Below are 25,257 nucleotides of genomic sequence, written 5' to 3'. Positions count from 1 at the left end.
TGTCCCCCTGGCGTGGATGGTGTCCGCCGCGGCCTGCCGACCGGCCGCGGTCCGCGGTGCCGTGCCGGCGTCAGCCGCCGTCGCGAGGCGCCACGACGTCGTCGAAGGACGTCGTGCGGCCCGGTCCCGTCCCGGCGGGCACGGGAGACTCCACGGGCACGACGGGCGGCGGCGGGACGGGCGCGGACGGCTCCTGCGGGACCGGTGCCGTGCCGGCGGACCGCCCGCGTCGGAGCAGTCCCCCGCCGCGCCGGCTCCCGTGGGCGGGACTCCTGCGCCGTCGGCTCGGCTCCACGGGCCTGCTCGAGTACTCGTAGTAGGAGTAGCCGTACGCGCTCGCACCCGGCCCCTTGAGCGGGACACGGTTGAGGACCACCCCGAGCAGACGGGCCCCGACCGTGTCGAGCGCCGCGACGGCGCCTGCGACGTGCTGGCGCTGGATGGTCCCGACGCCGCTGACGAGGATCGCCCCGCCCGTCCGCCGCGCGAGGATCGCGGCGTCCGTCACCGGCAGGAGCGGCGGCGTGTCGATGACCACGACGTCGTACTCCTTCCCGAGCCGCTCGACGAGCGCCGACATCGCGTCGGACCCGAGGAGCTCGCTCGGGTTCGGCGGGATCTGCCCCGCGGCGACGACGTCGAGCATGCTGCTCCCCCACGGCTGGACCGCGTCGTGCAGCTCGACCTTCCCGATGAGGACCGTGGTGAGCCCGACGGACCCCTCGATCCCCATGTACTTCGCGACGGACGGGCGGCGCAGGTCCGCGTCGACGAGCACGACACGCTGGCCCGCGTCCGCGAGGGTGATCGCGAGGTTGATGCTCGTCGTCGTCTTTCCCTCGGCGGGGAGCGCCGACGTCATGACGAAGGTCCGGGCCCGCTCGCCCAGGTCGAGGAACTGCAGATTCGTGCGGAGACGGCGGAACGCCTCCGCACGAAGCGCCTGCGGCGACTCCTGCACGATGAGCGGGTGCTCCGGCGCGTCGGCCTCGTAGCCGATCGTGCCGAGCACGGGCGCGTCCGTGATCGCCTCCACGTCGGCCGCGGAGCGGACGCGGGTGTCGAGGAGCTCGCGCGCGACGGCCAGCCCCACGCCGAGCGCCAGCCCGACGACGAGGCCGAGCGCCAGGTCGAGCCGGACGTTCGGCGACGACGGCTCGACGGGCACGGTCGCGGACCGCACCGTGCTGATCTGGACCGGCGAGTCACCACCCCCCGCCGGTGTCTCGAGCTCTCCGACGATCTCGGCGAGGGACGCGGCCACCGTGTCCGCGATGTCCGCCGCGAGCGCGGCCGACCCGTCCGACGCCGTGATCGTGATGAGCGACGTGTCGACCGGGGAGTCCGCGCGCACACGCTCCGCGAGACCGGTCGCCGTGTCGGTGAGTCCGAGCTCCTCGATGACGGGGTCGAGGACCCGGGGCGTCGTGACGAGCTCCGTGTAGGACTTCACCTGGCGGACGGTGAAGTTCGAGCCCTGCAGCAGGTCGGTGGTGCTGTCCGAGCCCTGCACCGACACGTAGACCTGCGACCGCGCCGAATACGTGGGCGTCGTCGCGAGCACGTGCACGGCGGCGACGAGCACCCCCACGACGCCGAGCACGGCGACGGTGACCCACCTCTTGCGCAGCAGGGTCAGGTAGTCCTTCAGGTCCATCGACGCCCCCTCACGTGCCCAGCTCCCCCTGAACCGGCCACGTCCGGCCCAATCTTCCACAGCCCTCGTGCGCCCGCGAGCGCCGCCGTCATCGGCGCAGCTCCAGGGCATGCTCGCGGTACCAGCGCACCGTGCGCTCGATCCCGTCGCGCAGCCCGGTGCGCGCCTGCCATCCCGTGGACCGCAGCCGAGACACGTCGAGGACCTTGCGCGGCGTCCCGTCGGGCCGCGACGCGTCCCACCGCGTCTCGCCGGTGAACCCGATGACGTCCGCCACCGTCTCCGCGATCTCCCGGATCGTCAGGTCCGTCCCCGTCCCCACGTTGACCTGCACCGGGCCGTCGTAGTGCTCCAGCAGGTGCAGGCACGCGTCGGCCATGTCGTCGCTGTGGAGGAGCTCGCGCCGCGGGGTGCCAGTCCCCCAGTTGGTGACGCTCGTGGCACCCGAGCGGGCGGCCTCGTCGTAACGCCGGACCAGCGCGGGCAGGACGTGCGACCCGTCCGGCGAGAAGTTGTCGCCGGGGCCGTAGAGGTTGGTCGGCATCGCAGAGATCCACGGCAGCCCGTCCTGGCGCCGCACCGCCTGGACGTGGAGGATGCCGGCGATCTTGGCGATCGCGTACGCGTCGTTCGTCGGTTCCAGGGGCCCGGTCAGCAGCGATTCCTCGACGATCGGCTGCGGCGCGAGGCGCGGGTAGATGCACGACGAGCCGAGGAACAGCAGCCGCTCCACCTCGTACGTCCGCGCCGCGTCGAGCACGTTGACCTGGATCCGCAGGTTCTCGCTGAGGAAGTCCACCGGGTACGTGGCGTTCGCCAGGATGCCGCCCACCTTCGCGGCGGCGAGCACGACGTAACGCGGCCGGTGCTCGCGGAAGAAGTCGTGCACGGCGGCACGGTCGGTGAGGTCGAGCTCTCCGGACGTGCGCCCGAGGAGCCGCCCGAAGCCCGCCGCCTCCAGCCGCCGCCAGATCGCCGAACCGACCAGCCCTCGGTGGCCCGCGACGTAGAACGTGGCGTCCCGGTCGAGCGGCGCGGGCGTGTACGCGACGAGGTCCCTCTCGTCGGCGCCCGTCACGCGGCGTCCCAGGTGGCGAGCGCGACGTGGTCGATCCACGGCGACCCGGCGTGCTCGAGCGCCTCGACGTCCGCCTCCACCATGATGCGGGCGAGCTCGCGACCGTCGACGCTCGGCTTCCACCCGAGGTCCGCGTGCGCCTTGCTCGGGTCGCCGATGAGCGCGTCGACCTCCGTCGGCCGCAGGTAGCGCTCGTCGAAGCGCACGTGGTCCTTCCAGTCCAGGCCCACGTGCGAGAACGACACCTCGAGGAAGTCGCGCACGGTCATGCCGATCCCTGTCGCCAGCACGTAGTCGTCCGGCTCGTCCGCCTGCAGCATGCGCCACATGCCCTCGACGTACTCCGCGGCGTACCCCCAGTCGCGGACCGCGTCGAGGTTGCCCATGTACAGGTGCTCCTGCCGGCCGGCCTGGATGGCTGCCACCGCTCGCGTGATCTTGCGCGTCACGAAGGTCTCGCCCCGGCGTGGCGACTCGTGGTTGAACAGGATGCCGTTGACCGCGAAGAGGTCGTACGCCTCCCGGTAGTTGCGCGTGATCCAGTACGCGTAGAGCTTGGCCGCGGCGTACGGCGACCGGGGGTGGAAGGGTGTCGTCTCGTCCTGCGGCGGCGGCGTCGCGCCGTACAGCTCGGACGACGACGCCTGGTAGTAGCGCGTCTCGATCCCGGCGAGGCGGACGGCCTCGAGGAGGCGGATCGCCCCGGTCCCGGTCGTGTCGGCGGTGTGCTCCGGCTCGTCGAACGACACGCGCACGTGCGACTGCGCCGCGAGGTTGTAGACCTCGTCGGGGTTGATCTGCGACAGCAAGGTCACGAGCCGCGCGCCGTCGGAGAGGTCCGCGTAGTGGAGGAACAGGCGCGCGTCGTCCTCGTGCGGGTCCTGGTAGAGGTGCTCGATGCGCGCCGTGTTGAAGGTCGACGCGCGCCGGATCAGCCCGTGGACCTCGTACCCCTTGAGCAGCAGCAGCTCCGCGAGGTACGACCCGTCCTGGCCGGTGATGCCCGAGATCAGTGCCTTCTTCTTCATGTGTGCCCCCTGTGGTGCGCGGCGCGGCCGCGCGGTCGTTGCGGTCTACGTGGACGCAGCGGGTGCGGGTCGCGCTGCCCCCCTGCCGGGCTCCTGCCGCACGTCCTGCACGGCGTGCGCGACCAGCCACTCCTCGAACGCGTCGACGGCGGCGCCCTCGGAGAGCACCGCGTGCCGGTACCGGCGCCCGGCCTCACCCAGCGCACGCCGTCGCGAGGGATCGGCGGCGAGACGGAGCACGGCGTCCAGGAGCGCGCCCGGTTCCTCGGCGTCCACGCGGATTCCCCCGCCGGACACCTGGATCTCGTGGGCGGTCGTCGAGCCGGCGGACGTCGCGGCGAGGACCGGCCGCCCGGCGTCGAAGTACGAGGTGAGCTTGCTCGGCACGGACATCTCCGCCAGCCCGGCGAGCTCGTTGACGAGCAGCACGTCCGCCGCGCCCAGCGCCCCGGAGAACCGGTCGCCCGGGAGCGGGTCGAGGAACTGGATCGCCCGGGTCCCCGCCGCCGCCGCCTCGAGCGCGCGACGGCGGCTGCCGTCGCCGAGCAGGACGAACCGCACGCGGCTTCCCCGGTGGTCGGCGAGCCGGGCCGCGTCGACGACGTTCTCCAGGCCCTGCTTGGCGCCCTGGTTCCCCGCGTGCAGCACGACCGTCTCGTCGTCGTCCCAGCCCAGCTCCCTGCGGACGGCCGCCCTGTCGACGACCTCGGCGGGCGGCAGGTGCGTCCAGTTCCGCACGACGCGCACCGCCTCGGCGGGGACTCCCAGGGTGCCCCTCAGGTGCTCGGCGAAGCGCTCGTGGATCGCCACCACCCCGTCCGCGCCGCGTGCGACCCGTCGCTCGACGTCCTCGACGACGCGGGCGAGGGACCCACCGGCCGTGCCGGTCTCGGCGACGCCGAGCGAGTACAGGTCCTGGGTCCACAGCACCACGCCCGGCCTTCCCCGACGTCCGCGGCGCTGCAGCGCCAGGCGGACCGACGCGACGGACGCGGAGAACAGCGAGGGTGAGACGAGGAGTACGACGTCGGCGTCGGGCCAGTGCACGGCCACCGACCGCACGCCGAAGCTGAGCTCGGCCAGCAGCCGCCGCACCGGGGTCGGCGTGCGCGGGACGTAGTGCCGCAGCCTGAGGACGTCGACGCCGTCGACGACCTCGCGGCGCGACCAGCCGCGGTACCCGTCGCGCACACGCCACTCGGGGTAGTGCGGGAACGTCGTGACGACGTGCACGTGCGCGCCGCGCGTGGCGAGAGCACGGCTCAACCCCGACGTGTAGGGCGCATTTCCGGTAGGTTCCGGAGAGTAGTTCGCGCCGACCACGAGAACGCGCAGTCCTGAGGCTTTCACCCGAGCACCATAACCACGGCTCGGTCATCGCGCTGGGGGGCGGATGAAATTGGATGTTACGCGCAGAGAAATTCCCGTCGTCCCGCTCGCGGAAGCCCCGGGAGAACGGTCGTCGTGGGACCGACCCGCCTTTCTCGTGTACCTGTGGGGAATCGCCGAGCTGCTGCTCGTGAGCAACCCCTGGCAGATCAGCTCGCGCCTGCGGGTCGCGGTCCTGCGCGCGTTCGGCGCGGACATCGCCGACGGTGTCGTCTTCCGCCCGCGCACCCGCGTGCGGTTCCCATGGAAGCTTCATGTCGGGGCAAACTGCTGGATCGGCGAGGGCGTGTGGATCCACAACCAGGACGAGGTCCGCATCGAGCACGACGTCGTGCTCTCCCAGGACACGTTCGTGACGACCGGGAGCCACCGCCACCGCACCGACATGGGTCTCGTCACGGCCCCCGTCCACGTGAGGGCGGGCACCTGGGTCACCGCACGGTGCGTCGTCCTCGGCGGCACGACCTTCGGCCGGTCGGCCCTCGCGACGCCCGGGTCCGTCGTCCGTGGCGAGGTCCCGGACGGCGCAGTCTGGGACGGCCGCGCGCTGTCCGACCGGCGGCGGTTCTGAGATGACGCGCCGTCGCCTGCGCGTGCTGCACGTCGCGACCCTCGTCACGCCCGACGGCGCCTACGGGGGGCCGGTCCGGGTGGCGACGAACCAGGTGCGGGCGCTGCGCGAGCGCGGGCACGACGCGGTCCTCGTCGCCGCGGCGTCCGGGTTCGACCGGCCGCCCACCACCTGGGACGGGGCTCCCGTGCGGACCTTCCCCGCACTCCGTGCCGTCCCCGGTACGGGGTTCGCCGGCCTCGCGTCGCCCGCGATGCTCCGCTGGCTGCGGAAGGAGGCGCACGACTTCGACGTCGCCCACGTGCACCTCGCCCGCGACCTCGTCACCCTGCCGGCCGCCCGCGCGTGGGCCCGGTCGGGCCGCCCGCTCGTCACGCAGACGCACGGCATGGTGATGCCGAGCCGGCACCCGCTCGCGGGGCCGCTCGACCGGCTGCTCACGCGACGCGTGGTCGGTGCCGCGCGCGCGAGCCTCGCCCTCACCGACGTCGAGGAGGACGGTCTGCGCACGCTCTTCGGCGACGCGGCGACGGTCCACCGGCTCGTCAACGGCGTCCCGCCGGACACCGGTGGGCCGTCCGGGCCCGCGCACCGTCCGGACGGCGCGGTCGAGGTCCTGTTCCTCGCGCGGCTGCACGCCCGCAAGCGCCCGGTGACCTTCGTCCGGGCCGCCGCGGAGCTCGCCCCCCGGTTCCCGGACGTCAGGTTCACGCTCGTCGGCCCCGACGAGGGCGAGGGGGCGGCCGTCCGCGCGGCCGTGGCCGCGCTGCCGCCACCGGTCCGGGAAAGGGTCGCGTGGGAGGGCGCCCTGCCGCCGGGTGCCACCGCGGAGCGCCTGCGTCGGGCGGCGCTCTCCGTGCTGCCCTCCGTCGACGAGCCGTTCCCGATGAGCGTGCTCGAGGCCATGTCGTGCGGGGTGCCGGTGGTCGTCACGGAGACGTGCGGCCTCGCGGCGGCGGTGCGCCGGGCGGGTGCCGGTGCCGTCGTCGGCGAGGGTCCGGACGATCTCGCGCGCTCGCTCGACGACCTGCTGCGCGCACCGGAGCGGCGGCTCGCCGCGGGACGGTCCGCACGCCGGCTCGCCGAGGAGGAGTTCTCGATGGACGCCGTCAGCGCGGCGCTCGAGCGGCACTACGGGGTCGGGTGAGCCGGTCGGGCACCCCCTGCGTCGCCTCGGCCGCGCGTGCCTCCGGCAGCACGGAGGCCGCCGCAGCGAGCGCGACGGGCACCCACAGGTAGCGGTTGTACAGGCTCGGGGCCGTGAGGCTGAAGGCGGCCGCGGTGACGGCGACGGCGAAGACGCGGGCGCGCAGGGCCGAGAGGCGCCCGACGCGCCGGACGCGGAGCACCCCCACGGCGACGCAGCTCACGATCCCGGCGGCGAAGAGCAGGCCGCCCTGGTGGAGCGCCGCGACGGGAAAGCTGTGGACGCCGAGCGACTCGATGACGAGCGACGACCGCGTGTCGAGCCCCGCCCCGGTCCACGGGTCGGCGAGGAACTGCCGCCACCCGACGACGATCGTGTCCCACCGGGACGCCGAGGTGTTGAGCGAGGAGTCGCCGCCGGACAGCCCGAGGACCTGCTGGAGCCGCTCCTGGGGCGTGAGCGCGCCGCTCGTCGCGCTGAGCAGCCCTCCGGCGTACCAGAGCGCGACCCCCGCGACCGCGCCCGCCGCGACGACCCGCCCCACGGGCAGCCCGCGCAGCAGGAGAAGGGCTCCGGTGCCGACGACCGCCGCGAGCATGCCGCTGACGCTGCCGCTGAGGACGAGCCCGACGGTCCCCGACGTCGCGACGCCGACGAGCAGCACCTGCTGGAGCGCGCCGAGACCGCGGCCGAGGCCCGAGATCCCGACGACCACGGCGAGCGCGGCGATCGCGCCCGTGTCGCTGACGTGCCCGGTGAACCCGGTGTAGCGGCCCGCGCTGGTCACCGTCCCGCCGGGGATCGCCGTCGGTCCGAGCACGAACTGCGCCACCGTCCCGACCGAGCAGAGCGCGGCACCGACCCCGAGCGCGACGAGCCCGCGGGACAGGCGTCGCGCGTCGTCGAGCAGGGCCGCGCACTGCCACGGCAGCACGATCGCGACGTAGAGCACGCGCGCCAGGTTCGCGAGGCTGTCCACCGGCTCGGGCGACCCCGCCGTCGCGAGGCACCCGCCGACGAGGACGAGGAGGGCGAGCGGGAGGGCCGCCGAGCCGTACGGGTGCGGCGTGCGTGGCCGCCCGACCGCGAGGGCGGTGAGCACGAGGCTCGCCAGCAGCACGACGTCGCCGACGGTGACGCCCTCCCCGACCCGCAGCACCATGAGCGACACGAGGGCCAGCCCCAGGTACAGCAGCCCGCGGGCGAGCCTCAGGAGCGCGTCGTCCCGGCTGGGCGTCACGACGCACCCCCGGCGCGGGCGGGCGTCGCGTCGTCGCGGACCGTGCCCGCCGGGTGCCGCCCCGCCGCCCGGCCCAGCTCGGGGAAGGCGAACAGCGCGGACACGAGGCGGCTCCGCGCGCGGAGCCGGTCGGCGGCCCAGCCGGTCGCGAGCGCGAGCGCGACGGTGACGACGAGGAGTGTCGTCGGCTCCCGGAACCCGCTGCGCAGGAGCACGTGCACGGCGACGAGCGCCACGACCCAGTGCGTGACGTAGTAGACGACCGACGAGCGCCCCAGGGCCTCGACCGCGCGGGTCCGCCCCGTCGGGGCGAGGGTCGTCGCAGCCGCGACACCGGCCACGACGCCACCCACCACCGCGGGTGACCACAGCGGGTCGTACCGGACCTCGTGCCCGGCGGTCGACGCGACCGCCGCGGCGCCCGCGGCGAGCACGGCGACCACGAGCACCCCTCGCCGCGGCGGCCGGCGGCGCCAGCGTTCCCGGTGGCAGAAGACGACCGACCCGAGGAAGAAGAAGGCCGCGAGGTAGGCGAGACGCCCGGCGTCGCCCGGGACGGGCAGGGCCGCGACGGCGAGCGCCGCCCCCGCGAGGACTGCGTGCGCCCGCACGGGGACCACGAGCGCGACGAGGTAGTACACGAGCAGATAGCCGAGGAACCACAGGTAGGTCGGAGGATCGTAAAAGACACGCAGCACGGTCTCCCCCGGCACGCCGTCACCCGTCAGGCCTGCGGTCACCGTCAGCAGGCCGAGGACGACGGCCGACCACACGAGGTACGGCCACGCCACGTGGCGCAGCTTTCCCCGCACGTACGCCGACGGCCGTTTCTCCAGGGAACGTGGCACGAGCATGCCGGAGAGGAACATCAGCGTCGCCATCCGGAAAGGGCCCGCGGCGTCGTTGAGAATTCCCACGGCAGACGGCATCCCGGTGGTATTGGTCGCCACGAGGCCCGACGCGTGGTCGAGCACGACGAGAAGGACGGCGACGCCCCGGAGAATGTCCGTCGGACGGTCACGCGGAACCGTCGTCACCACGGGCCGGTCCCCTTTCCTCCGAGCACCCGGGAATAGGTCCGCCGGGCGACGGGGAGGAAGAGTGCGGGATATCCCACGCCGCCCAGCACGAAGCCCGCGACGAGGCTCGCGAACACCCCTCCCACGACGTACCCGACGGCGAACCCGGTCCACGTGAGCGCCACCATCCCGATCCGCGCGAGGGTCAGGGCCGACTGCGCGCGGAAGACCCGCAGCGTCACGAGGTGCGGCCCGACCCATCCGCCGAGCGCGGCGAAGCACCCCACGGCGGCGAGCGCCACCACGAGCTCGTGCTGCTCGATGCCCGACGGCCGGACCCAGCCCAGGGCCGCCGCGGCGACGAGCACCACCGCCAGGCACGACGCCAGCCCGCACGAGACCAGGCCGAGGCGACGTGCCCGGCGGACGAGGGTCGCGTCGTCCGGCCGTGGTCCCGTGTCGACGGCGTCGGCCAGCAGGTTCAGCGCGGCGGCCGCGAACAGGACGTTGACCGGTCCGTACAGCGTCTGCCCGAGGCGGAACGCGCCGATGCTCGTGCTCACCGCGAGCGCGCCGAGCACGAGGAGCGGGACGGTCGTCACGAGCTGGGCGACGGCGAACTCGTACGCCTGCGACCTCGCGCGGGACCCGTAGCGCGCGTACGGGGTCCAGCGCTCCGGGCGCCTCGCGGCCACCGCGAGCGGCACCGCGGCCACCGCGTACCCGAGGCACCACACGAGCACGGACGCGAGGACGGGGCGCGGGGCGTCCGCGACGAGCAGCACCGCGGGCACGAGCGCGAGCCGGGCACCGTCCGAGACGGCGACCACGCCCTTGCGCCCCTGCCCGACGCAGCGGAACCGCAGCCAGTCGTGGACGAGCGGTGCGCCGCTCGCGAGCCCGGCCACGACCGCGTCGCCCCAGGTGAGGGGTGTCGCCAGGGCGACGACCGCGCAGACGAGGAGAGCCACGGCCGCGGCGGCCCGGACGAGGTAGCGCGCCGGCACGGACGCCTCCGGGTCGGTCCGCCGCTCGACCAGCGCCGGCTGGAACAGCGCGCTGCGGGCGAGCCCGGTGCCGACGGTCAGCACCAGGACGACGAGGCTGAACGCGGCGAACTCGACCGGTTCCATCGTCCACGCGCCGAGGAGCACGAGCAGAGCACCCGCGGCGCTCGCGGCGGCCTGGGCGAGGAACAGCGGACGCAGGAGCGCTGCGGCCGGGCGGGCGACCCGGCGCCGGACCGCCTCAGCCGTGGCCACGGCGCTCCCGGACGACGCGGCTGCCCGCGAGGAGCGCCCCGAGCAGGGGCGCGGCGGGGGCGCCGGGCCCGTACCGCACCTCCCGGATGCCGGTGTTGAGGATCGTCCGTCGCCAGCGCCACGGCATGACGAGGCGCCCGAGCCGCGCCGCGACGTCCGAGCGGGCGTCGGTCACGCTGAACCGGACGTGGGTGGCCACGGGCGCGAGCCCGGCCCGGTCCACGGCGAGCCAGTCGGCCTCGCTCGTCACGAGGACGTAGTCGGTCGCCGGGAGGCGCGCGGGGTCGAGGCCGGTGCCGGGTGCGGGCAGGACCGCGGTCGCGTCGTGCGTCGTCGTCATGGCTCGATCTCCCAGCCCCTGCGCCACCGGTCCACCGTGTCCCGTGGCACCGCGAGCGCCACGGCCTCGCCGGAGGACAGGTCCTCGCGGTACGCGTGCACGGCGTGGCGGGAGGGCGCCCGCAGCCCCACCGAGCGCGCGATCTCGCGAGCCCGGTTGTCGATGGAGAGCACGAGGGACGGCACGCCCTTCTGCATGGCGCGGATCCCCCCGTGCAGGCGCAGGCCCACGTACGCGGTGCCGGGCTCGTCGAGCACCGCGTCGAAGTCGTCGAGACCCGGGCCGAGCACGGCCCCGATCCCGCCCCGGACCTGCTCGACGTACGCCGGGTCCCCCGGACCCTGCGGCCAGAACAGGATCTCGTCGAACCGCTCGGCGAGGTCGCGCACGAGCCGCGCGTCCGCGAGCGGGTCCTGGCTGTAGTCCGTGAACGTGACGACGACGCGCCGCTCGTCCGCCGGCAGCACCTGCTTCTCCACACGCCACAACGTCGGGCAGCTCGTGTGGACCGCCGGGACGCGGGCGCGGCGGAGCTTCGCGAGCGAGTACTCGTCGCGCACGGCCCAGGGCGTGCTCCCGGCGAGCGACCGCAGCCACGCCGCGGAGACCGGGTCGACGCCCGCGCGCTGGTACTGCCACCACCCGACGCCGAGGAACGTCAGCCGCCCCCGGCACAGCTCGACGTCCTCGGCCGGCCAGTGCCAGGCGCGCCGGAACCGCATGTGGTCGGACAGGAGGTTGGTCCCGCACGCCACCACCGCCTCCGCGGCGCGCAGTGCCGCACGGTCCGTCGCCGAGGGCGTGCCGTGCATCGGCACCCGTTCGACGTCGCGGCCCGCGGAACGCAGGGGCGTGACGAGCTCGGCGTCCACGGACTCGGAGATGATCCGGTCGCCGACGTTGGTCGACGCCGCCCCGGGATCGACGACCACGATCATGCGCGCACCCCTTCCTCCAGCCCGGCGAGCCAGGCTCCGTACTCCTCGCCGAGGCGGTCCCAGGTCGCGGTGCCGTGCACCCAGGTCCGCGCCGCCCGGCTCAGCTCCTCGTCCCCGTCGACCGCCCCGAGCACGGCACCGAGTCCGCCGGGGCGCCCGAAGTCGTGCACGACGACGGCCCCCGCCCTGGCGAGGGGTGCGGCGGCGTGGATGGTGGCGGAGACGACGGTCGGCACGCCGGCCGCGAGCATCTCGAGCAGGAGGATGCTGCAGGACTCCCAGCGGGACGGGTGCAGGTAGGCGCGGCACTCGCGCATCAGCCGGGCCTTGTCCTCGCCGGTCGCGTTGCCGCGGACCTCCACGGTCCCGCCCAGCCCGAGCTCGGCGACGAGGTCGGCGGTCCGGCGCCGCCCGCCCCGGAAGTCCGGGCCGGCGAGCACGAGACGCGGACGTGGCGCGGGCAGCTCGGCCCAGCGGCGCAGCAGGTTGTCGACGCCCTTGTGGTCGAGGTCGTAGCGTCCCATCCACAGGTAGTAGCCCGCGCCGCCGCACCAGCGGGGCACGGCGTCCGCGTCGGGCGCCCCGTTGGGCAGGACGAGCGTCGCGGCGCTCCGCCGGGGCGCGACGTCGTCGACGAGGTCCGCCTCCGACGGGTAGAAGACGTGGAGCCAGTCCGCCCGGCGCAGGACCGCCCGCTCCGCCCGCCGGCGTATCCCGACGACGTCCCGGAGCCGGGACGTGATGCCGGTCTCGTAGACGCCGTGCGGCATGACGACTACGGTCGCCCCGCGGCGGCGCGCCTCGTGCGCGGCGGCGAGGTTGCTCAGCACCCAGCCCTCGTGGAGGTACAGCGCGTCGCCCGGCGCGAGAGTCCGGCCGAGCCCGGTCGGCACCCAGCTCGTCCGGCCGCGTCCGACGTGCGCCACCGTGCGGACCGCGTCGCCGACGTCCGCCGGCAGCTCCCGCGGGGACGCGACCGCGGCGCACACGATCATCGCGTCGTGCCCGGACCGCCGCGCCTGGCGGACCCAGTTCTCGATCGAGTCCGTCACCCCGGACCGGTGCTGGAGATAGCGCGCGTAGTAGTGGACGACCCTCATGCGGCGTCCTCCACCACGCGGTGCAGCGCGCCGACGATCCGATCAGCGGCCGACTCGACCGACGGCACGTCGCGGTCGTCCGCGGCGCGCGCCGCGGTCCCGTCCGCGCGCGCCGCCGCCAGGTCGAGCCACGCGTCGGTCACCGCCGACGCAGTGCCCGCCACGGTGCGCCGGTCCGTGCCCTCGCGCAGGTACTCGACCTCCGGGGCGTGCCGCGCGGCGTCGGTCGTCAGGACCGGCAGCCCCATCACCAGGGCGTCGACGGCGACGAGGCCGACGCGCCCCGGGTTGAGCAGGAGACGCGAGACCGCGCCCGCCCGGGCCATGCCGGCCGTGCCGACCTGCCCCAGCACGACCACGCGACCGGTGCGCGCCGCGAGGTCGTGGAACACCGGCGCGGCGGGCCCGTCGCCCGCCACGAGCAGCCACGCGCGCGGGTCGCGACGGAACACCTCCGTGGCAGCGGCGCACACGAGCCCCGGCAGCTTGTGCGCGTCCAGCGCGCCGAGCACGAGCGCGACCGACGCGTCGTCCGGCAGCCCCACCTGCGCCCGGTACGCCGCGAGCGCCGGTTCGTCGAGGTCCGCCAGCTCGCGTCGCAGCGCGGCCGTGTCCGTCGCGTTGCGGAAGGCGGTGACCCGGTCCGGCGGCAGGCCCGACGTCCGCAGCACCCGGTCCCGGCCCGCCTCCGTGTAGGTCAGCACGTGGGCGGCGCGACCGTTGACCCACGCCTCGAGCCGGCCCGCGGCGCGCACCTCGTCCGCGGTGTACGACGCGCCGTGGCCCCACGTGACGAACCGGCGGCCCCGCAGCGCGGCGTGCACCGCGTCGAGGTTCCCCGCCTGCATCTCGGTCACCAGGACGGCGTCGTGCCACCCCCGCGGCAGACGGCGCCGCAGCACGTGCCGGCCACCGCGGCCCACCCGCACGACGCGCGCGTCCACCTCGCTCGCCCACGGCACCTCGACCATGTCGCCGCGCCCGCGCCGACGGCGCATCTGCTCGGCGTCCCCGCCGTAGAACACGTGCGCCTCGACGCCGAGCTCGGCCAGCCGTCCCACCACGAGGCCGAGGAGGCGCTCGCGGTAGGCCGGCACGTAGGGCTGCGTGATCGCGACCCTCGGCCTAGTACGCGCCGTCACGGCCCACCACCGCCCGCAGCGTGCGCAGCAGGATCAGCAGGTCGCCCGCCATCGTCCAGTTCTCCACGTAGTACAGGTCGAGGCGCACGCTCTCCTCGAGCGTGAGGTTGTTGCGGCCCGAGACCTGCCACAGGCCGGTGAGCCCTGGCCGTACGAGGAGCCGGCGACCGATCTCGTCGTCGTACTGGTCGACCTCGAGCGCGACCTGGGGCCGCGGTCCGACCAGGCTCATGGACCCGCCGAGCACGTTGAACAGCTGCGGCAGCTCGTCGATCGAGTAGCGCCGGATGAACCGGCCCACCCGGGTCACGCGCGGGTCGTGCCGCGGCTTGTAGAAGACGCCGACGTTCCCCGCACCGAGGACGTCCTCGAGGCGTGACTCCGCGTCGACGACCATCGACCGGAACTTGAGCACCGTGAAAGGCTCCCCCTGCAGCCCCACGCGCTCCTGCCGGAAGAAGACCGGCCCGCGGCTCGACACCTTGACCGCGACCGCGGTGACGAGCAGCGGCACGGAGAACAGCGCGACGAGCAGTGCCGCGCCCACGACGTCGAACGCCCGCTTGAGCACGTGCTGCGGCCCGGAGTACCCGGGCGCCTCGACGTGGAGCAGCGGGAGACCGGCCACGGGACGCGTGCGGATCCGCGGCCCGGCGACGTCGGTGAGCGCCGGGGCGAGGACCAGGTCCGCGCCCCAGGGCTCGAGGTCCCACGCGAGCCGCTTGACGGTACGCGGCGTCACGAGGTCGGAGCCGGTCACCATGACCGTGTCGACGCGCAGCGGCTCGACGAGCCGTGCCCCGTCGCCCACGTCGCCCACGACGGGCACGCCCGCGACCTGCTCGTGCGGCTCCACGGGACCGCCCGGCACGCAGGCCCCGACGACCTCGTAGCCCGCGCGACGGTCCTTCCGCAGCTCCTCGACCAGGTGGGCGGCGCCCTCGCGGCCACCGACCACGATGGTCCGCGACCGGCAGCGTCCGCGCTCGCGCAGGCGGACGAGCCGCTGCTTGACGGCGTACCGGCCGAGCAGCAGCAGGACCAGACCGACGGGCAGGGCGATCGCCACGTAGCCCCGGGCGAGGTCGTACCGCAGGAGGTACGCGACCACGGCGACGAACCCGAAGACGGCGAGGGTCGCGTTCACGACCCGCGCGTACTCCGGCGCACCGGTGCCGAGCACGCGGCTCTCCCGCGAGAAGGCCATCCGCAGGGCGAGCGACCAGGCGGCGAGCAGCCCGACCGAGATCGCGAGGTACTGCACGTCGAGGGCGGTCCCCCCGATGCCGTCGAACCGCACGAGGTAGGCGGCGGCGACGGCGGCGGTCACCGCCGCCGTGTCCACCAGCGCGACCCGGCGGGTCAGGCGGGTCTTCCAGCCCGGTCGCCGGTAGGCGCCGAGCGCGATCCGGACGAGCTGTCCGGTGTCGAACGACGACGCCCCCTGCGGCGCGTCGTGCGACGACGGTGACCGGTCCAGAGCGACCGGCCTCGGGTCCTGCTCCCGTTCCAACGTCATGGTGCCCCCCGCGACGTCCGTGCGACGGCAGGGCGGACCCGGCGGGGCACGGGTGTGCTCCCGACGCGTCGCGCGCGTGCCGTGGGATGACGGCCCGGGGAGCCGATGATGGTCCCCGGGGCCGGGCGGGCCGGTGTCCCGGCCCGCGACGGGCTCGGCCGCCCGCGCGCCCGCGGGCGCGCCGGCCGCCTCGTCCCCGCAGCCCGCCCCGGCGCTGCGCCGCCTCGGCCGGTCGGGCCTCGCGGTGTCCGCGGTCGGCCTCGGGTGCAACAACTTCGGCCGCGCGCAGACGGCGACCGAGACGCTCGAGGGCACGCGCGCCGTCGTCGACGCCGCCCTCGACGCGGGCGTCACGTTCTTCGACACGGCGGACACCTACGGGGCGCGCCCGGGACTGAGCGAGGAGCTGCTCGGGCAGGCGCTCGGCTCGCGCCGCGACGAGGTGGTGGTCGCGACGAAGTTCGGCATGTCGATGCGCGGCGCCGCGGGCGAGGACTTCGGGGCCCGGGGTTCGCGGCGGTACGTCGTGCGCGCCGTGGAGGGGTCGCTGCGGCGCCTCCGGACAGACTGGATCGACCTCTACCAGTTCCACACCCCGGACCCGTTCACGCCGGTCGAGGAGACGCTGTCCGCGCTCGACGACCTCGTCCGCGCCGGCAAGGTCCGCTACGTCGGGCACTCCAACCGCGCGGGCTGGCAGATCGCCGAGGCCGAGTTCGTCGCGCGCGCCGCGGGGGGCACGCGGTTCGTCTCCGCGCAGAACCAGTACAACCTCGTCGACCGCGCGGCCGAGCTCGAGGTGCTGCCCGCCGCGCAGGCCTACGGGCTCGGCGTGCTCCCCTACTTCCCGCTGGCCAACGGGCTGCTCACCGGCAAGTACGCGGGCGGCGCGCGGCCCGACGACGGGCGGCTCGTCCGCACGAAGCCGCACCTGCTCGAGTCCGCGCCGTGGGAGGCGCTGGACCGCCTGCACGCGTTCTGCGAGGCGCGCGGGATCACCGAGCTCCAGGTCGCGCTCGGCTGGCTGCTCTCGCGCCCGCAGGTCTCGAGCGTCATCGCGGGCGCCACCCGGCCCGAGCAGGTCCGGCAGAACGCGGCGGCCGGCGCGTGGGTGCCGAGCACCGCCGACCTCGCCGAGCTCGACGAGATCTTCCCGCCCGCCGCGAGGATCGCGCCCTTCTGACGCGGCGCCTCCGCGGGCTACCCGGACTGCTCGAGGTACGACGCCGCGAGCCGCTTGGGCGCCCGGGCGAGCCACGCGTCCTGCACGAGCTCCTCGAGCTCGGGCACGGGGATGCGGTCCAGCCGGGCGAGGACGATCGCGTACCCGTCGAAGTGCGACGTCGTGAAGAAGATCCCCGGCTCGTCGCCGAGGAGGGCTTCCTTCTCGCCCTCGTCGGCGACGTGGAAGGCGACGGGATCCTCCGCGGGCACGGCGTCGCCGAGCTCGGCACGGTCCTTCGTGCGCAGTGGCCGTTCCCACACGAACAGCTTCCCGTGGACGCGCCACGTCCGTGCGCCGTCGGTCGAGGTGTCGGGCAGGACCGCGGCGATGCGGTCGACGTCGTCCCACGTGGCCATGGCCCCACGGTAGGCCGGGAACCGGCCCGCGTCACCGGCTCGGGGCGAGCCCCGGCGCCCGCAGACCCTCCCGATCGCCGGCCGGCACGACGCCGCAGGCCCGCCCGGACGTCCGGGCGGGCCCGCGGCGCGTGGCTGCCGAGAGCGTCTCGTGCCGGTGCGTCAGGGCGCGGTCGAGAAGAGGGCGCTGTCGTACTCGAACAGACCGGGGGCGACCTCGACGACGAGGTCGGCCGGGTCCGCCACGCCGAAGCCGGCGGGGAACGTCACGCTCTGCCCGGGCGGCACTGCCGTCATGGGGCTGCCCTCGAGGCCGTTGTCGGTGTCGAACACCTGGTCACCCTCCGACCCGGCCGACGACGCGGTCAGGTAGACCATGGCCGGGTCGAACGGGACGTCGGTGTTGTTCGTGATGGTGACGTCGAACCTGACGTGGCTGGGGTAGTCCTCGCCGCCGGCCGACCACTCGCCGGGCGTGAACGGGGCGGGCGCGGAGACGCTGATCTCCAGGCCGTCCTCGTACACGACCGTCTCGCCGAACGGTGCGGTCGCCGCAGGAACCTCGGCCGCGAGGTCCTCACCCGCCGGGGTCTCGTCCGTGGTCGGCTCGTCCTCCGGGGCGACGGTCGACGTGTCGTCGAGCTGCTCCTCGAGCTGCGCGAGGGACTCGTCGTAGTCGGTGCTCACGTCGTCGACCCACTGGGCGAACACGATCCAGGAGACGACCGTGCCGACGATCGCGAGCGCGCCCACGACGATGGCCGAGAGCGCGAGGCCCTTGCCGGTCTTGCCCTTCTTGACCTGCAGCAGACCGACGATGCCGAGCACGATGCCCGCGACGGCGAGGACCACGGAGAAGAAGTTCACGCCCGGGATCCAGCACCCGAGCAGACCGATGACCGCGAGGACGAAGCCGGTGATCGCGAGGGCGTTCGTGGTCGACGGCGCGGGCGCGTTGTAGGCCGGGTAACCGCCGTACTGCTGCGACGGGTCCGCGCCGTAGGGCTGTGCCCCGTACGCCTGGGCCGGGTCGCCCTCGGGCGCGCCGTAGGGCTGCTGCGCGCCGTAGGGCTGCTGCCCCGCGTACGCCTGCTGGGTCTCGTACGGCTGCTGCGCCTGGTACGGCTGCTGCGACCCGTAGGGCTGCGCGGGCTCGGCCGCGGGCGTCCCCCACGCCGACGGCTGCTCGGGCGCGGGCACCGGCTGCCCGCCCGACGGCGGGGCGAAGGGGTCCTGCTGCGGCGTCGACGAGCCGCCCTGGCGGGACGGGTCGGGCTGGTACGGGTCGGGTGCGCCGGTGGGCGGCTGCGTCATGATGCTCCTCCGCGGCCTGCGCCGCGTGGTCGGGTAGTGAGGTGTGCCGGGTCTTCACAGCACGTTCACGGCCATTGTTCCGGCCGCGCCGGGTGGATCCGCCTCCGTACCGGGTGAAATCCGTCGCACCCAGCGTGTCGTCCGCCTCTCGTACCCTGGAGCGGTGCCCGCTCGCTCCCGTCCCGTCTCCCCCGTCGCAGCCACGGTGCTGCCGGCCGGGGTGTGGCACGACCGCGAGCGCCGGCACGCCGAGCGCGCCGACGCGTTCACCGCGGGCTGGCGGCGGCGCAAACCGCTCGGCGAGAAGCACGCGATCGAGGACTTCCTCTTCACCTACTACCCCACGCGTCCGGCGCAGCTGCGCCGGTGGCACCCCGGCCCCGGCGTGGTGCTCGGCCGGCCGGCGCCGGGCGAGCGCGGCCTCACGGCGCCCGACGGCGCGCAGGACGCGTTCACGGAGCGCGCCTCGTGGCGCTGGTACCGCGAGGTGGAGGACGGCGTCGCGCTCGACGTCGAGGGGTACCTCGAGGAGCGCGGCGACACGGTGCGCTACGTGCACGCGCTGCTGAGCGCCACCGCCTCGCGCCCCGGGCGCTTCGGCTGCTTCGGGCTGCACGAGTGGGCCATGGTGTACCGGGACCACGACGCCGGTCGCGACCACCGGCACCCGCTGCCGCTGCGGCTCGGTGGTGAGGGCACGGACCGCGTCGTCGAGACGCACCCCGTGCAGTGCTCCCACTTCGACGCGTTCCGCTTCTTCACGCCGGAGGCCGCGCCGCTCAACCGGCTGTCCCCCACGCGGAAGACGCAGCCCGCGCTCGAACAGCCGGGCTGCCTGCACGCGACCATGGATCTCTACAAGTGGGCGCTCAAGCTCGGTCCCGCGGTGCCCGGCGAGCTCGCGCTCGAGACGTTCGCGCTCGCGCGCGACGTGCGTGTGGTCGACATGCGGGCGAGCCCGTACGACGTGTCGTCCTACGGGCTCGCGCCGATCGCCGTCGAGACGGCGGAGGGCAAGGCCGAGTACGTGCGTCACCAGCGGGCGTTCGCGGCCCGAGGCGCCGCGCTGCGGCGCGAGCTGCTGGCCGTGTGCGAGCGGCTGCTCGGCGCATCGTCCTCGCTCCCGGCTCGCGTCACGGCGCCGTGAGCACCCTCGTCGTCGCGGAGGTCCCGTCGGGACCGGTCCCCGTGCCCGACGTCGTCGTCCGCCTCGCCGGGGACGACGCGATCACGCCGGTGTGGCGCAACGAGCTCGGCGGGCTGACGTTCCGGCTCGACCCCGCTGCGGGCTCCGGTGCTCGTGCTCGCTACGTGAAGTGGGTCGCGGCGGGCACGCCCGAGATCGACCTCGCGGGCGAGGCGGAGCGGCTCGCGTGGCTCGACGGCCGCACGCCCGCGCCCCGGGTCCTCGATCAGGGGACGGACGCCGACGGCGCCTGGCTCGTGACCGAGGCGCTCGACGCCCGGTCCGCGGTCGACCCGCGCTGGCTCGCCGACCCGCGCGCCGCCGCCCTCGCCGTCGGCGAAGGGCTGCGCCGGCTGCACGACGCGCTCCCCGTGGACGGCTGCCCGTGGGCGTGGAGCGTCGAGCAGCGCCTCGCCCGCGTCGACGAGCGGCTCGCCGCGGGCGAGGGACCGGCGTCATGGTTCCCGGAGCACCGTGGCCTGAACGTCGCCGACGCGCGGGCCCGCCTCGACGCGCCGCCGCCGCTCGACCGCCCGGTCGTGTGCCACGGCGACGCGTGCGCACCGAACACGCTCCTGCGCGACGACGGTCGGTTCGCCGCGCACGTCGACCTCGGCTCGCTCGGGGTGGCCGACCGGTGGGCGGACCTCGCGGTGGCCGCCTGGAGCATGGACTGGAACCACGGCCCCGGGTACGACGGGCTCGTGTACGCCGGGTACGGCATCGAGCCGGACCCGGAGCGGATCGCCTACTACCGCCTGCTGTGGGACCTGGCTTGAGCGGTCTCGTTCACCGGCGCGACTGGTGCGCGGGACGACGTCCCGGGGACGTCCTCGGGCGGTAGCGCGCCGGGTCCGGGCCCCGCGAGGGACCCGGACCCGGCGGCCGTGAGGAGGGATCGGAGGTGGACCCGCGTCAGCAGGTCGGGATCGTCGTGGCCTCCTTGACCGTCTGCACCCCGGCCGGACCCGTCGCGGTCACCGTGACCGCGAGCTCGCCCGTGACCGAGCGGGCGCGGAACGCCTGGTAGGCGTTCGCACCCGGCGCCACGTCCTCGAACGTCCGCGAGCCGAGCGCGCTCGTGAGCTCGACGTCGACCGGCGCGTCGGACGTGTTGCGCGCCCGGATCGCGACGTACGGCGAGCCGGCGAGGCACCGGGGGCTCACCTCGACCGTGACGAGCTCCACGTCCCGGGGCACGAGCTGCTCGGCCGCGAGGGTCAGGCGGCGCAGCTGCTCGTCGACCTGCTCCTGCGTCGCGTCCGGCGTGGCGAGCAGGGCGCGGGCCGCGTCGAGCTCGCGCACGAGCACGCCGTGGTCGATCCGCCCGTACCGCTCGGGCTCGGCCTCCAGCACCTCCGCCTCGGCGACCGCGGTCGCGAGCGCCGCGGTGTCGGTGGGCGGCACCTCGACGTCGAACGCGTCGGTGAAGAAGGTCATGCTGTCGAGGTTCGCGACGTAGGGGTGCCCGTCGTACGGCTGGGTGACGAGGCGGACGAACACCTCGCGCGTGCCGCGCACGGGGCTCGGGAGGTCGACCGTCGCGACGCCGTCCGACGACCAGTCGGGCCCGGTCGTGGGCAGCGGCACCGTGGCGAACGGCTCGCCCGGGTCCGCCGGGTCGAACGCGTCGAGGTACACCTGGAGCGCCGAGTCGCGACCGCTGCGGTGGGAGTTGTGCACGTAGTGGACGGAGAGCCGGTCGAGCGCGGCGGAGCCGAGGTCGACCTCGCCGTAGGCGAGCCAGTCGCCGTCCGCCGTCCCGCCGACGTTCGTCACCGGGCCGCTCGCCCACGTCGACTGCTCGTTCTTCAGCCCGCGGCCGGAGTTCTCGGTCCAGGCCTCGGACTCCACGACGACGTCCGTCGGACCGCCGGGCGCGAAGGTGAGGCTGTCGAGGTTCGCGACGTACGGGTGGCCGTCGTACGCCTCGGTCGTGAGACGCACGAACACCTCGTGCGTGCCGCTCACGGTCTCGGGCAGCGCGACCGTGGCCACGCCGTCCGCGGCCCAGCTCGAGCCGGTGGACGTGAGCGGGACGGTCACGAACGGCTCGCCCGGGTTCGCCGGGTCGAACGCGTCGAGGTACACCTCGAGCGCCGAGCTCTCCCCGCACCGCGCGGAGTTGTGCACGTAGTGGACCGAGAGCTCGCCGAGGGGCAGCTCGCCGAGGTCGATCTCGCCGTAGGCTAGCCAGTCGCCGTCGGCGGTGCCGCCGACGTTCGTCACGGGGCCGCTGGCCCAGGTCGACTGCTCGTTCTTCAGCCCGCGGCCGGAGTTCTCGGTCCAGTCCTCGGCCTCGACCGTCACGCCGGGCGACTGCCCCGGCGCCGGCTCAGCGGCCGGGTCCTCGACGTCGAACGCGAACCAGTCGACGTTGGCCACCCACTCGCGGCCCTCCGGGGCCAGCAGCTCGAAGGTCACCGTGCCGGCGTCGACGAGCGCCTGGACGTCGTCGAGCGCGACCGTCGCCTCCTCGTAGCTCCCCCATCCGCCGGTGCCCGGCAGCTCGACGGTCGCGATCACCGGTCCGTCGACGTCGCCCGCGTGCACGGCGACGCTGCTCGGCGCCTCGCCGGAGCCGAAGCTCGTCGCGTAGCGCACGGTGAGGTGGCCGGGCTCGGCGCCGGCGAAGGTCATGTCCTGGTACTGCACCCACGACCCGGAGCGCACGCCGCCGAGGTTGCCGTCGGACTGGTAGGCCTCGTTCGAGAGCTCCCCGCCGGACCAGGCCTCGGACTCCTCGCCCTGCAGCACCCGCAGGCCGCCCCCGGTGATCTCGAGCCGGTCGATCGCGGCCTCGAGCCGGTCCGCGGCGAACCGCAGGTCGACGCTCGACGACGCGTCCTCGGCGAGGAGCTCCTGCGCGCGCCCGAGCGCGGCGGTGAGCCGCTCGAACGACACCGTGGAGTAGTTCCCGTGGCGCACGACCGTCGCGTCGGCGACGAGCGCCGCCAGCGTCTCGCGCTCCGCCGCCGCGACCGTGAGCCGCAGCGGGGAGCGCACCGAGACGCCCTGGCCCTGCAGCGCGGACGCCGTGACGCCGTCCGCGAGCGCCGCGTCGCGCAGGCGCACGTAGAACCGCGCGTCGCCGGGCGCGGTGCCGCGCACGGTGAGGGTCGCCGTCGTGGCCGAGCCGACCGTGACCGTGGCCTCGGCGCCGGCGGGCAGCCCCTCGACGCTCGCGGCGCCGCTCGCGACGAGCTCCGTCCCGGCGTCGGCCGCGAACCGCGCGCCGCCGCTCAGGGTCAGCGTCACGGCGGAGTCGACGGAGCCGTCGGCGCCGGCCTGCACGGTCGACGGCTCGGCCGTCACGCGGGGCCCGTCGGTCTCCCCGCCGTCCGAGGCGGTGCTCATGGAGAAGGCGGGCTCGGTGTCGGCGCCCCAGTCGCTCGGCTCCTCGCCCATCCGGAAGGCGAGGTCTCCCCCGCCCAGGAGCGTCGCGTAGTCGACCCACGTGTTGCCGAACGCCGCGCCGTCGAGCGTGGCGGACTGGACGTAGAACGCCTCCTCGGACACCCCGTCGGCGGTGATCTCGAACGTGGTGCCGTCGTCGTAGCCGATGACGGCGGAGTCGAAGAACGGCGAGCCGATCTGGTACTGCGACGAGCCGGCGGTCACCGGGAAGAGCCCGATCGCGGCCGCGACGAACATCGTCGACATCGTGCCCGCGTCGTTGTCCATCGTCGCGAGCATGCCGCGCGGGTCGAGCTGGTAGACCTTCGTCCTGATCGGGGGCGTGAACTCGCCGCCCCCGCTCGGGAAGAAGCTCGTCAAGCCCGTCCCGATGTACCGGTTCCAGGTCTCCTTCGTGTAGATCGCCCGCGTCCACTTCTGCGTGAGGCTCGGCTCGCCGACGTAGTTGAACAGGTACGGCGCCTGCAGGTCGATCTCGTTCGCGTTGGAGTGGAGCATCGCGGAGCCGTCGTCGGGCGCGTGCTCGCCGAACATGTGGCGCAGCGCGAGGCGCGCGGCCTCCGTCCCGCCCATGGCCTCGACGAGCGCGTCCATGTCGTACGCGTCGTACCAGTGGTACTGCCACAGCGTGCCCTGGTACAGGCGGGCCGCCTCGAACCGCTCGTGGTCGACGTCCTGCCAGCTCCCGGAGGCGTCGCGCGGGGTGAGCAGGCCGACGGGCGTGCCGTCCGGTGCGGTCCACGCGCCCGGCTTGACGAGGTTCTCGATGGGCAGCGCGGCCTGCTCGCGCAGCGCCTGCGCCTCCTCGGCCATCCCGAGCTCGTCGGCGACGACCGACAGGCCGTACTGGTCGTAGCCGAGCTGCACCGACGCCCCCGGGTTCTCCGGAATGTAGCCGCGCGCGAGGTCAGCCTCGCCGTACCCGCCGACGAGTCGCTCGATCGCCGGGTACGCCTCGTCGAGGCGGTCGAACCCGGTGAAGCCCTTGGCGATCGCGTCCGCGACGACGACGCTCGAGCGCTCCCAGCGCACGGTCGGCACCGTGTGCATGAGGCCGCCGAGCCCGCTGCCGGAGCCCTCGGCCTCCGCGTCGGCGAACAGGTAGACCATCGACTGCACCATGTCGCGGTACAGCGCGGGGTCGATGTAGGCGAGCACCGAGAACTTGCGGAAGTCGTCCCAGGTGGCCCACGAGTCGTAGTAGGTGAACCCCTGGGCGCGGTGGACGGCGCCGTCGACGCCCCGGTACGTGCCGGACGTGCTCGTCGCGTTCATCGGCATCGCGAACATCCGGTACAGGTGCGTGTAGAACAGCTTCTCGATCTTGCCCGTCGGGTCGGTCGCGGCCGACGCCGTGACGGCGACCTTCCCGAGCGTGCGGTTCCACTCGGCGCGCGTGCGCTCGCGGACCTCGTCGAAACCGAGGCCGGCGAGCTCGTGCTCCTGGTCGACCTTCGCCTGCTCCGCGCTCACCGGGGAGACCGTGACCTGGAGCCCGACCTCGCCCGCGTCCGCGGGGTCGAACGTCAGCACGGCGCCCGTGTCCCGGCCGTCCTGCGCGGTCGCGTCGGTCAGCGCGCGGTCGTCGCCCCACGTGCGGACGTCGGCGACGGGCCGCGTCGTCGTGGCGTAGTAGTGCAGGGTGTACGACGCGTTGTAGAAGTGGCCCGTGACGTGCCCGCTGAGCGCGGCGCGGCCGTCGGCCAGCTCCTCCACGTCGAGCGACGACGACAGGCGGCTCGTGTTGTTGGTGGACAGGTCGACGACGAGGCTCGGCGTGGACGCGTCGGGGAACCGGTAGCGGTGCACGCCCGAGCGCGTCGTCGCGGTGACCTCCGCCTCGATGGTGCCGTCGGCCGCGGTGATCCCGCCGTCCGTGCCGGCGACGTTGCCGAGCGTGACGCCGTAGTAGCCCGGGCTGCCCGTCTCCTCCTCGTGGGTGAACGAGTGCGCGTAGGTGCTCGCGTCGGGCCGCGACGTGTAGGTGCCCGACGTGGGGACGACGAGGATGTCGCCGCCGCCGCCCGACCCGCCGACGCCGTCGAGGTTCGTGTGCGTGAAGCCGGAGATCTGGGACTGTGCGTAGTCGTAGCCCGTGTTGTTGCGGCCCGGCACCGTGCGCGGGTTGACCTTGGCCAGGCCGTTCGGCGCCTGCGCGGCGGGCATGTCGTTGCCGAAGTCGCCCTCGGTGCCGACGAAGACGTCGACCAGCGACGCGAGGTCGCGGTCGTCGGCGGTCGTCGCCGGAGGCTCGTCGGCCGAGGCCGCGGGCGCGAGCCCGACGAGCGCGAGGGCGGCGGCGAGGGTGCCGGCGGCGACGCCGGCGGCC

The 25,257-nt window shown here is 74.7% G+C and carries 20 protein-coding genes; 5 read left to right on the top strand and 15 right to left on the bottom strand.

Annotated features, from left to right (window positions below; genetic code table 11):
* Positions 1-70: 70 nt before the first annotated feature.
* The 4 genes from JZ5iCDA_RS03205 to JZ5iCDA_RS03190 all read right to left on the bottom strand — a co-directional run bounded on the left by JZ5iCDA_RS03205 (position 71) and on the right by JZ5iCDA_RS03190 (position 5,086).
* Positions 71-1,657: a polysaccharide biosynthesis tyrosine autokinase gene (locus JZ5iCDA_RS03205; RefSeq protein ID WP_069385821.1), complete on the bottom strand. Its 1,587-nt coding sequence runs from the start codon at positions 1,655-1,657 to the stop codon at positions 71-73.
* A gap of 88 nt (positions 1,658-1,745) precedes the next feature.
* Positions 1,746-2,735 (bottom strand): GDP-L-fucose synthase family protein, encoded by a 990-nt coding sequence (locus JZ5iCDA_RS03200; RefSeq protein WP_253181928.1) that lies wholly within the window; start codon positions 2,733-2,735, stop codon positions 1,746-1,748.
* The gene (gmd, locus tag JZ5iCDA_RS03195) at positions 2,732-3,763 is read right to left on the bottom strand and encodes a GDP-mannose 4,6-dehydratase (protein WP_069385820.1); all 1,032 of its coding nucleotides are present in this window, start codon (positions 3,761-3,763) and stop codon (positions 2,732-2,734) included. Before gmd ends, JZ5iCDA_RS03200 begins: the two co-directional genes overlap by 4 nt.
* A 45-nt stretch (positions 3,764-3,808) precedes the next feature.
* Positions 3,809-5,086 (bottom strand): glycosyltransferase, encoded by a 1,278-nt coding sequence (locus JZ5iCDA_RS03190; protein WP_290438798.1) that lies wholly within the window; start codon positions 5,084-5,086, stop codon positions 3,809-3,811.
* 163 nt (positions 5,087-5,249) lie between these two features.
* Here JZ5iCDA_RS03190 and JZ5iCDA_RS03185 point away from each other — a divergent pair, with 163 nt between their 5' ends.
* On the top strand, positions 5,250-5,723 hold the full coding sequence (locus JZ5iCDA_RS03185) for an acetyltransferase (RefSeq protein WP_253181926.1): 474 nt from the start codon (positions 5,250-5,252) through the stop codon (positions 5,721-5,723).
* Between the two features lies 1 nt (position 5,724).
* Positions 5,725-6,870, top strand: coding sequence for a glycosyltransferase (locus tag JZ5iCDA_RS03180; RefSeq protein WP_253181925.1), 1,146 nt, complete (start codon positions 5,725-5,727; stop codon positions 6,868-6,870).
* Here JZ5iCDA_RS03180 and JZ5iCDA_RS03175 read toward each other — a convergent pair.
* From JZ5iCDA_RS03175 to JZ5iCDA_RS03140, 8 genes are read right to left on the bottom strand one after another with little or no spacing between them, the layout of a single operon-like run.
* Entirely contained in the window at positions 6,833-8,110 is a 1,278-nt protein-coding gene (locus tag JZ5iCDA_RS03175; RefSeq protein WP_069385817.1) for an O-antigen ligase family protein, read from the bottom strand. The genes JZ5iCDA_RS03180 and JZ5iCDA_RS03175 overlap by 38 nt on opposite strands.
* Entirely contained in the window at positions 8,107-9,147 is a 1,041-nt protein-coding gene (locus JZ5iCDA_RS03170) for an acyltransferase family protein (RefSeq protein ID WP_290438797.1), read from the bottom strand. Before JZ5iCDA_RS03170 ends, JZ5iCDA_RS03175 begins: the two co-directional genes overlap by 4 nt.
* Positions 9,144-10,391 (bottom strand): hypothetical protein, encoded by a 1,248-nt coding sequence (locus tag JZ5iCDA_RS18720; RefSeq protein WP_069385815.1) that lies wholly within the window; start codon positions 10,389-10,391, stop codon positions 9,144-9,146. The genes JZ5iCDA_RS03170 and JZ5iCDA_RS18720 overlap by 4 nt, the downstream gene beginning before the upstream one ends.
* The gene (locus JZ5iCDA_RS03160; protein ID WP_069385814.1) at positions 10,378-10,731 is read right to left on the bottom strand and encodes a hypothetical protein; all 354 of its coding nucleotides are present in this window, start codon (positions 10,729-10,731) and stop codon (positions 10,378-10,380) included. Before JZ5iCDA_RS03160 ends, JZ5iCDA_RS18720 begins: the two co-directional genes overlap by 14 nt.
* A complete protein-coding gene (locus JZ5iCDA_RS03155; protein ID WP_069385813.1) occupies positions 10,728-11,669 on the bottom strand; it encodes a polysaccharide pyruvyl transferase family protein in 942 nt (313 codons plus the stop codon). Before JZ5iCDA_RS03155 ends, JZ5iCDA_RS03160 begins: the two co-directional genes overlap by 4 nt.
* On the bottom strand, positions 11,666-12,769 hold the full coding sequence (locus JZ5iCDA_RS03150) for a glycosyltransferase family 4 protein (protein WP_069385812.1): 1,104 nt from the start codon (positions 12,767-12,769) through the stop codon (positions 11,666-11,668). Before JZ5iCDA_RS03150 ends, JZ5iCDA_RS03155 begins: the two co-directional genes overlap by 4 nt.
* Complete coding sequence (locus JZ5iCDA_RS03145; RefSeq protein WP_083259613.1) at positions 12,766-13,911, bottom strand: glycosyltransferase; 1,146 nt, start codon at positions 13,909-13,911, stop codon at positions 12,766-12,768. Before JZ5iCDA_RS03145 ends, JZ5iCDA_RS03150 begins: the two co-directional genes overlap by 4 nt.
* A complete protein-coding gene (locus JZ5iCDA_RS03140) occupies positions 13,895-15,430 on the bottom strand; it encodes a sugar transferase (protein ID WP_083259612.1) in 1,536 nt (511 codons plus the stop codon). Before JZ5iCDA_RS03140 ends, JZ5iCDA_RS03145 begins: the two co-directional genes overlap by 17 nt.
* 214 nt (positions 15,431-15,644) lie before the next feature.
* Here JZ5iCDA_RS03140 and JZ5iCDA_RS03135 point away from each other — a divergent pair, with 214 nt between their 5' ends.
* Positions 15,645-16,613: an aldo/keto reductase gene (locus JZ5iCDA_RS03135; RefSeq protein ID WP_069385836.1), complete on the top strand. Its 969-nt coding sequence runs from the start codon at positions 15,645-15,647 to the stop codon at positions 16,611-16,613.
* A 17-nt stretch (positions 16,614-16,630) separates the two neighbouring features.
* Here JZ5iCDA_RS03135 and JZ5iCDA_RS03130 read toward each other — a convergent pair whose 3' ends face one another.
* Positions 16,631-17,011 carry an MmcQ/YjbR family DNA-binding protein gene (locus tag JZ5iCDA_RS03130; protein WP_069385810.1) on the bottom strand — a complete coding sequence of 127 codons (381 nt, stop codon included), beginning with the start codon at positions 17,009-17,011 and terminating at the stop codon, positions 16,631-16,633.
* A gap of 162 nt (positions 17,012-17,173) precedes the next feature.
* On the bottom strand, positions 17,174-18,325 hold the full coding sequence (locus tag JZ5iCDA_RS03125) for a DUF4190 domain-containing protein (protein ID WP_069385809.1): 1,152 nt from the start codon (positions 18,323-18,325) through the stop codon (positions 17,174-17,176).
* A gap of 163 nt (positions 18,326-18,488) precedes the next feature.
* Here JZ5iCDA_RS03125 and JZ5iCDA_RS03120 point away from each other — a divergent pair, with 163 nt between their 5' ends.
* Together JZ5iCDA_RS03120 and JZ5iCDA_RS03115 are read left to right on the top strand one after the other, a co-directional pair.
* A complete protein-coding gene (locus JZ5iCDA_RS03120) occupies positions 18,489-19,472 on the top strand; it encodes a 3-methyladenine DNA glycosylase (protein ID WP_069385808.1) in 984 nt (327 codons plus the stop codon).
* Entirely contained in the window at positions 19,469-20,290 is an 822-nt protein-coding gene (locus JZ5iCDA_RS03115) for an aminoglycoside 3'-phosphotransferase (protein ID WP_069385807.1), read from the top strand. The genes JZ5iCDA_RS03120 and JZ5iCDA_RS03115 overlap by 4 nt, the downstream gene beginning before the upstream one ends.
* Before the next feature lie 136 nt (positions 20,291-20,426).
* Here the strand turns inward: JZ5iCDA_RS03115 and JZ5iCDA_RS03110 are convergent.
* On the bottom strand, positions 20,427-25,257 hold a 4,831-nt coding region (locus tag JZ5iCDA_RS03110; RefSeq protein WP_069385806.1), incomplete at its 5' end, for a glycoside hydrolase domain-containing protein.

This window comes from Cellulosimicrobium cellulans, assembly GCF_001722485.1.
In the GTDB taxonomy this organism is placed as follows: domain Bacteria; phylum Actinomycetota; class Actinomycetes; order Actinomycetales; family Cellulomonadaceae; genus Cellulosimicrobium; species Cellulosimicrobium cellulans_A.
The sequence above is the reverse complement of the archived record's forward strand: the minus strand, read 5'-3'. Positions and strand labels throughout refer to the sequence as shown.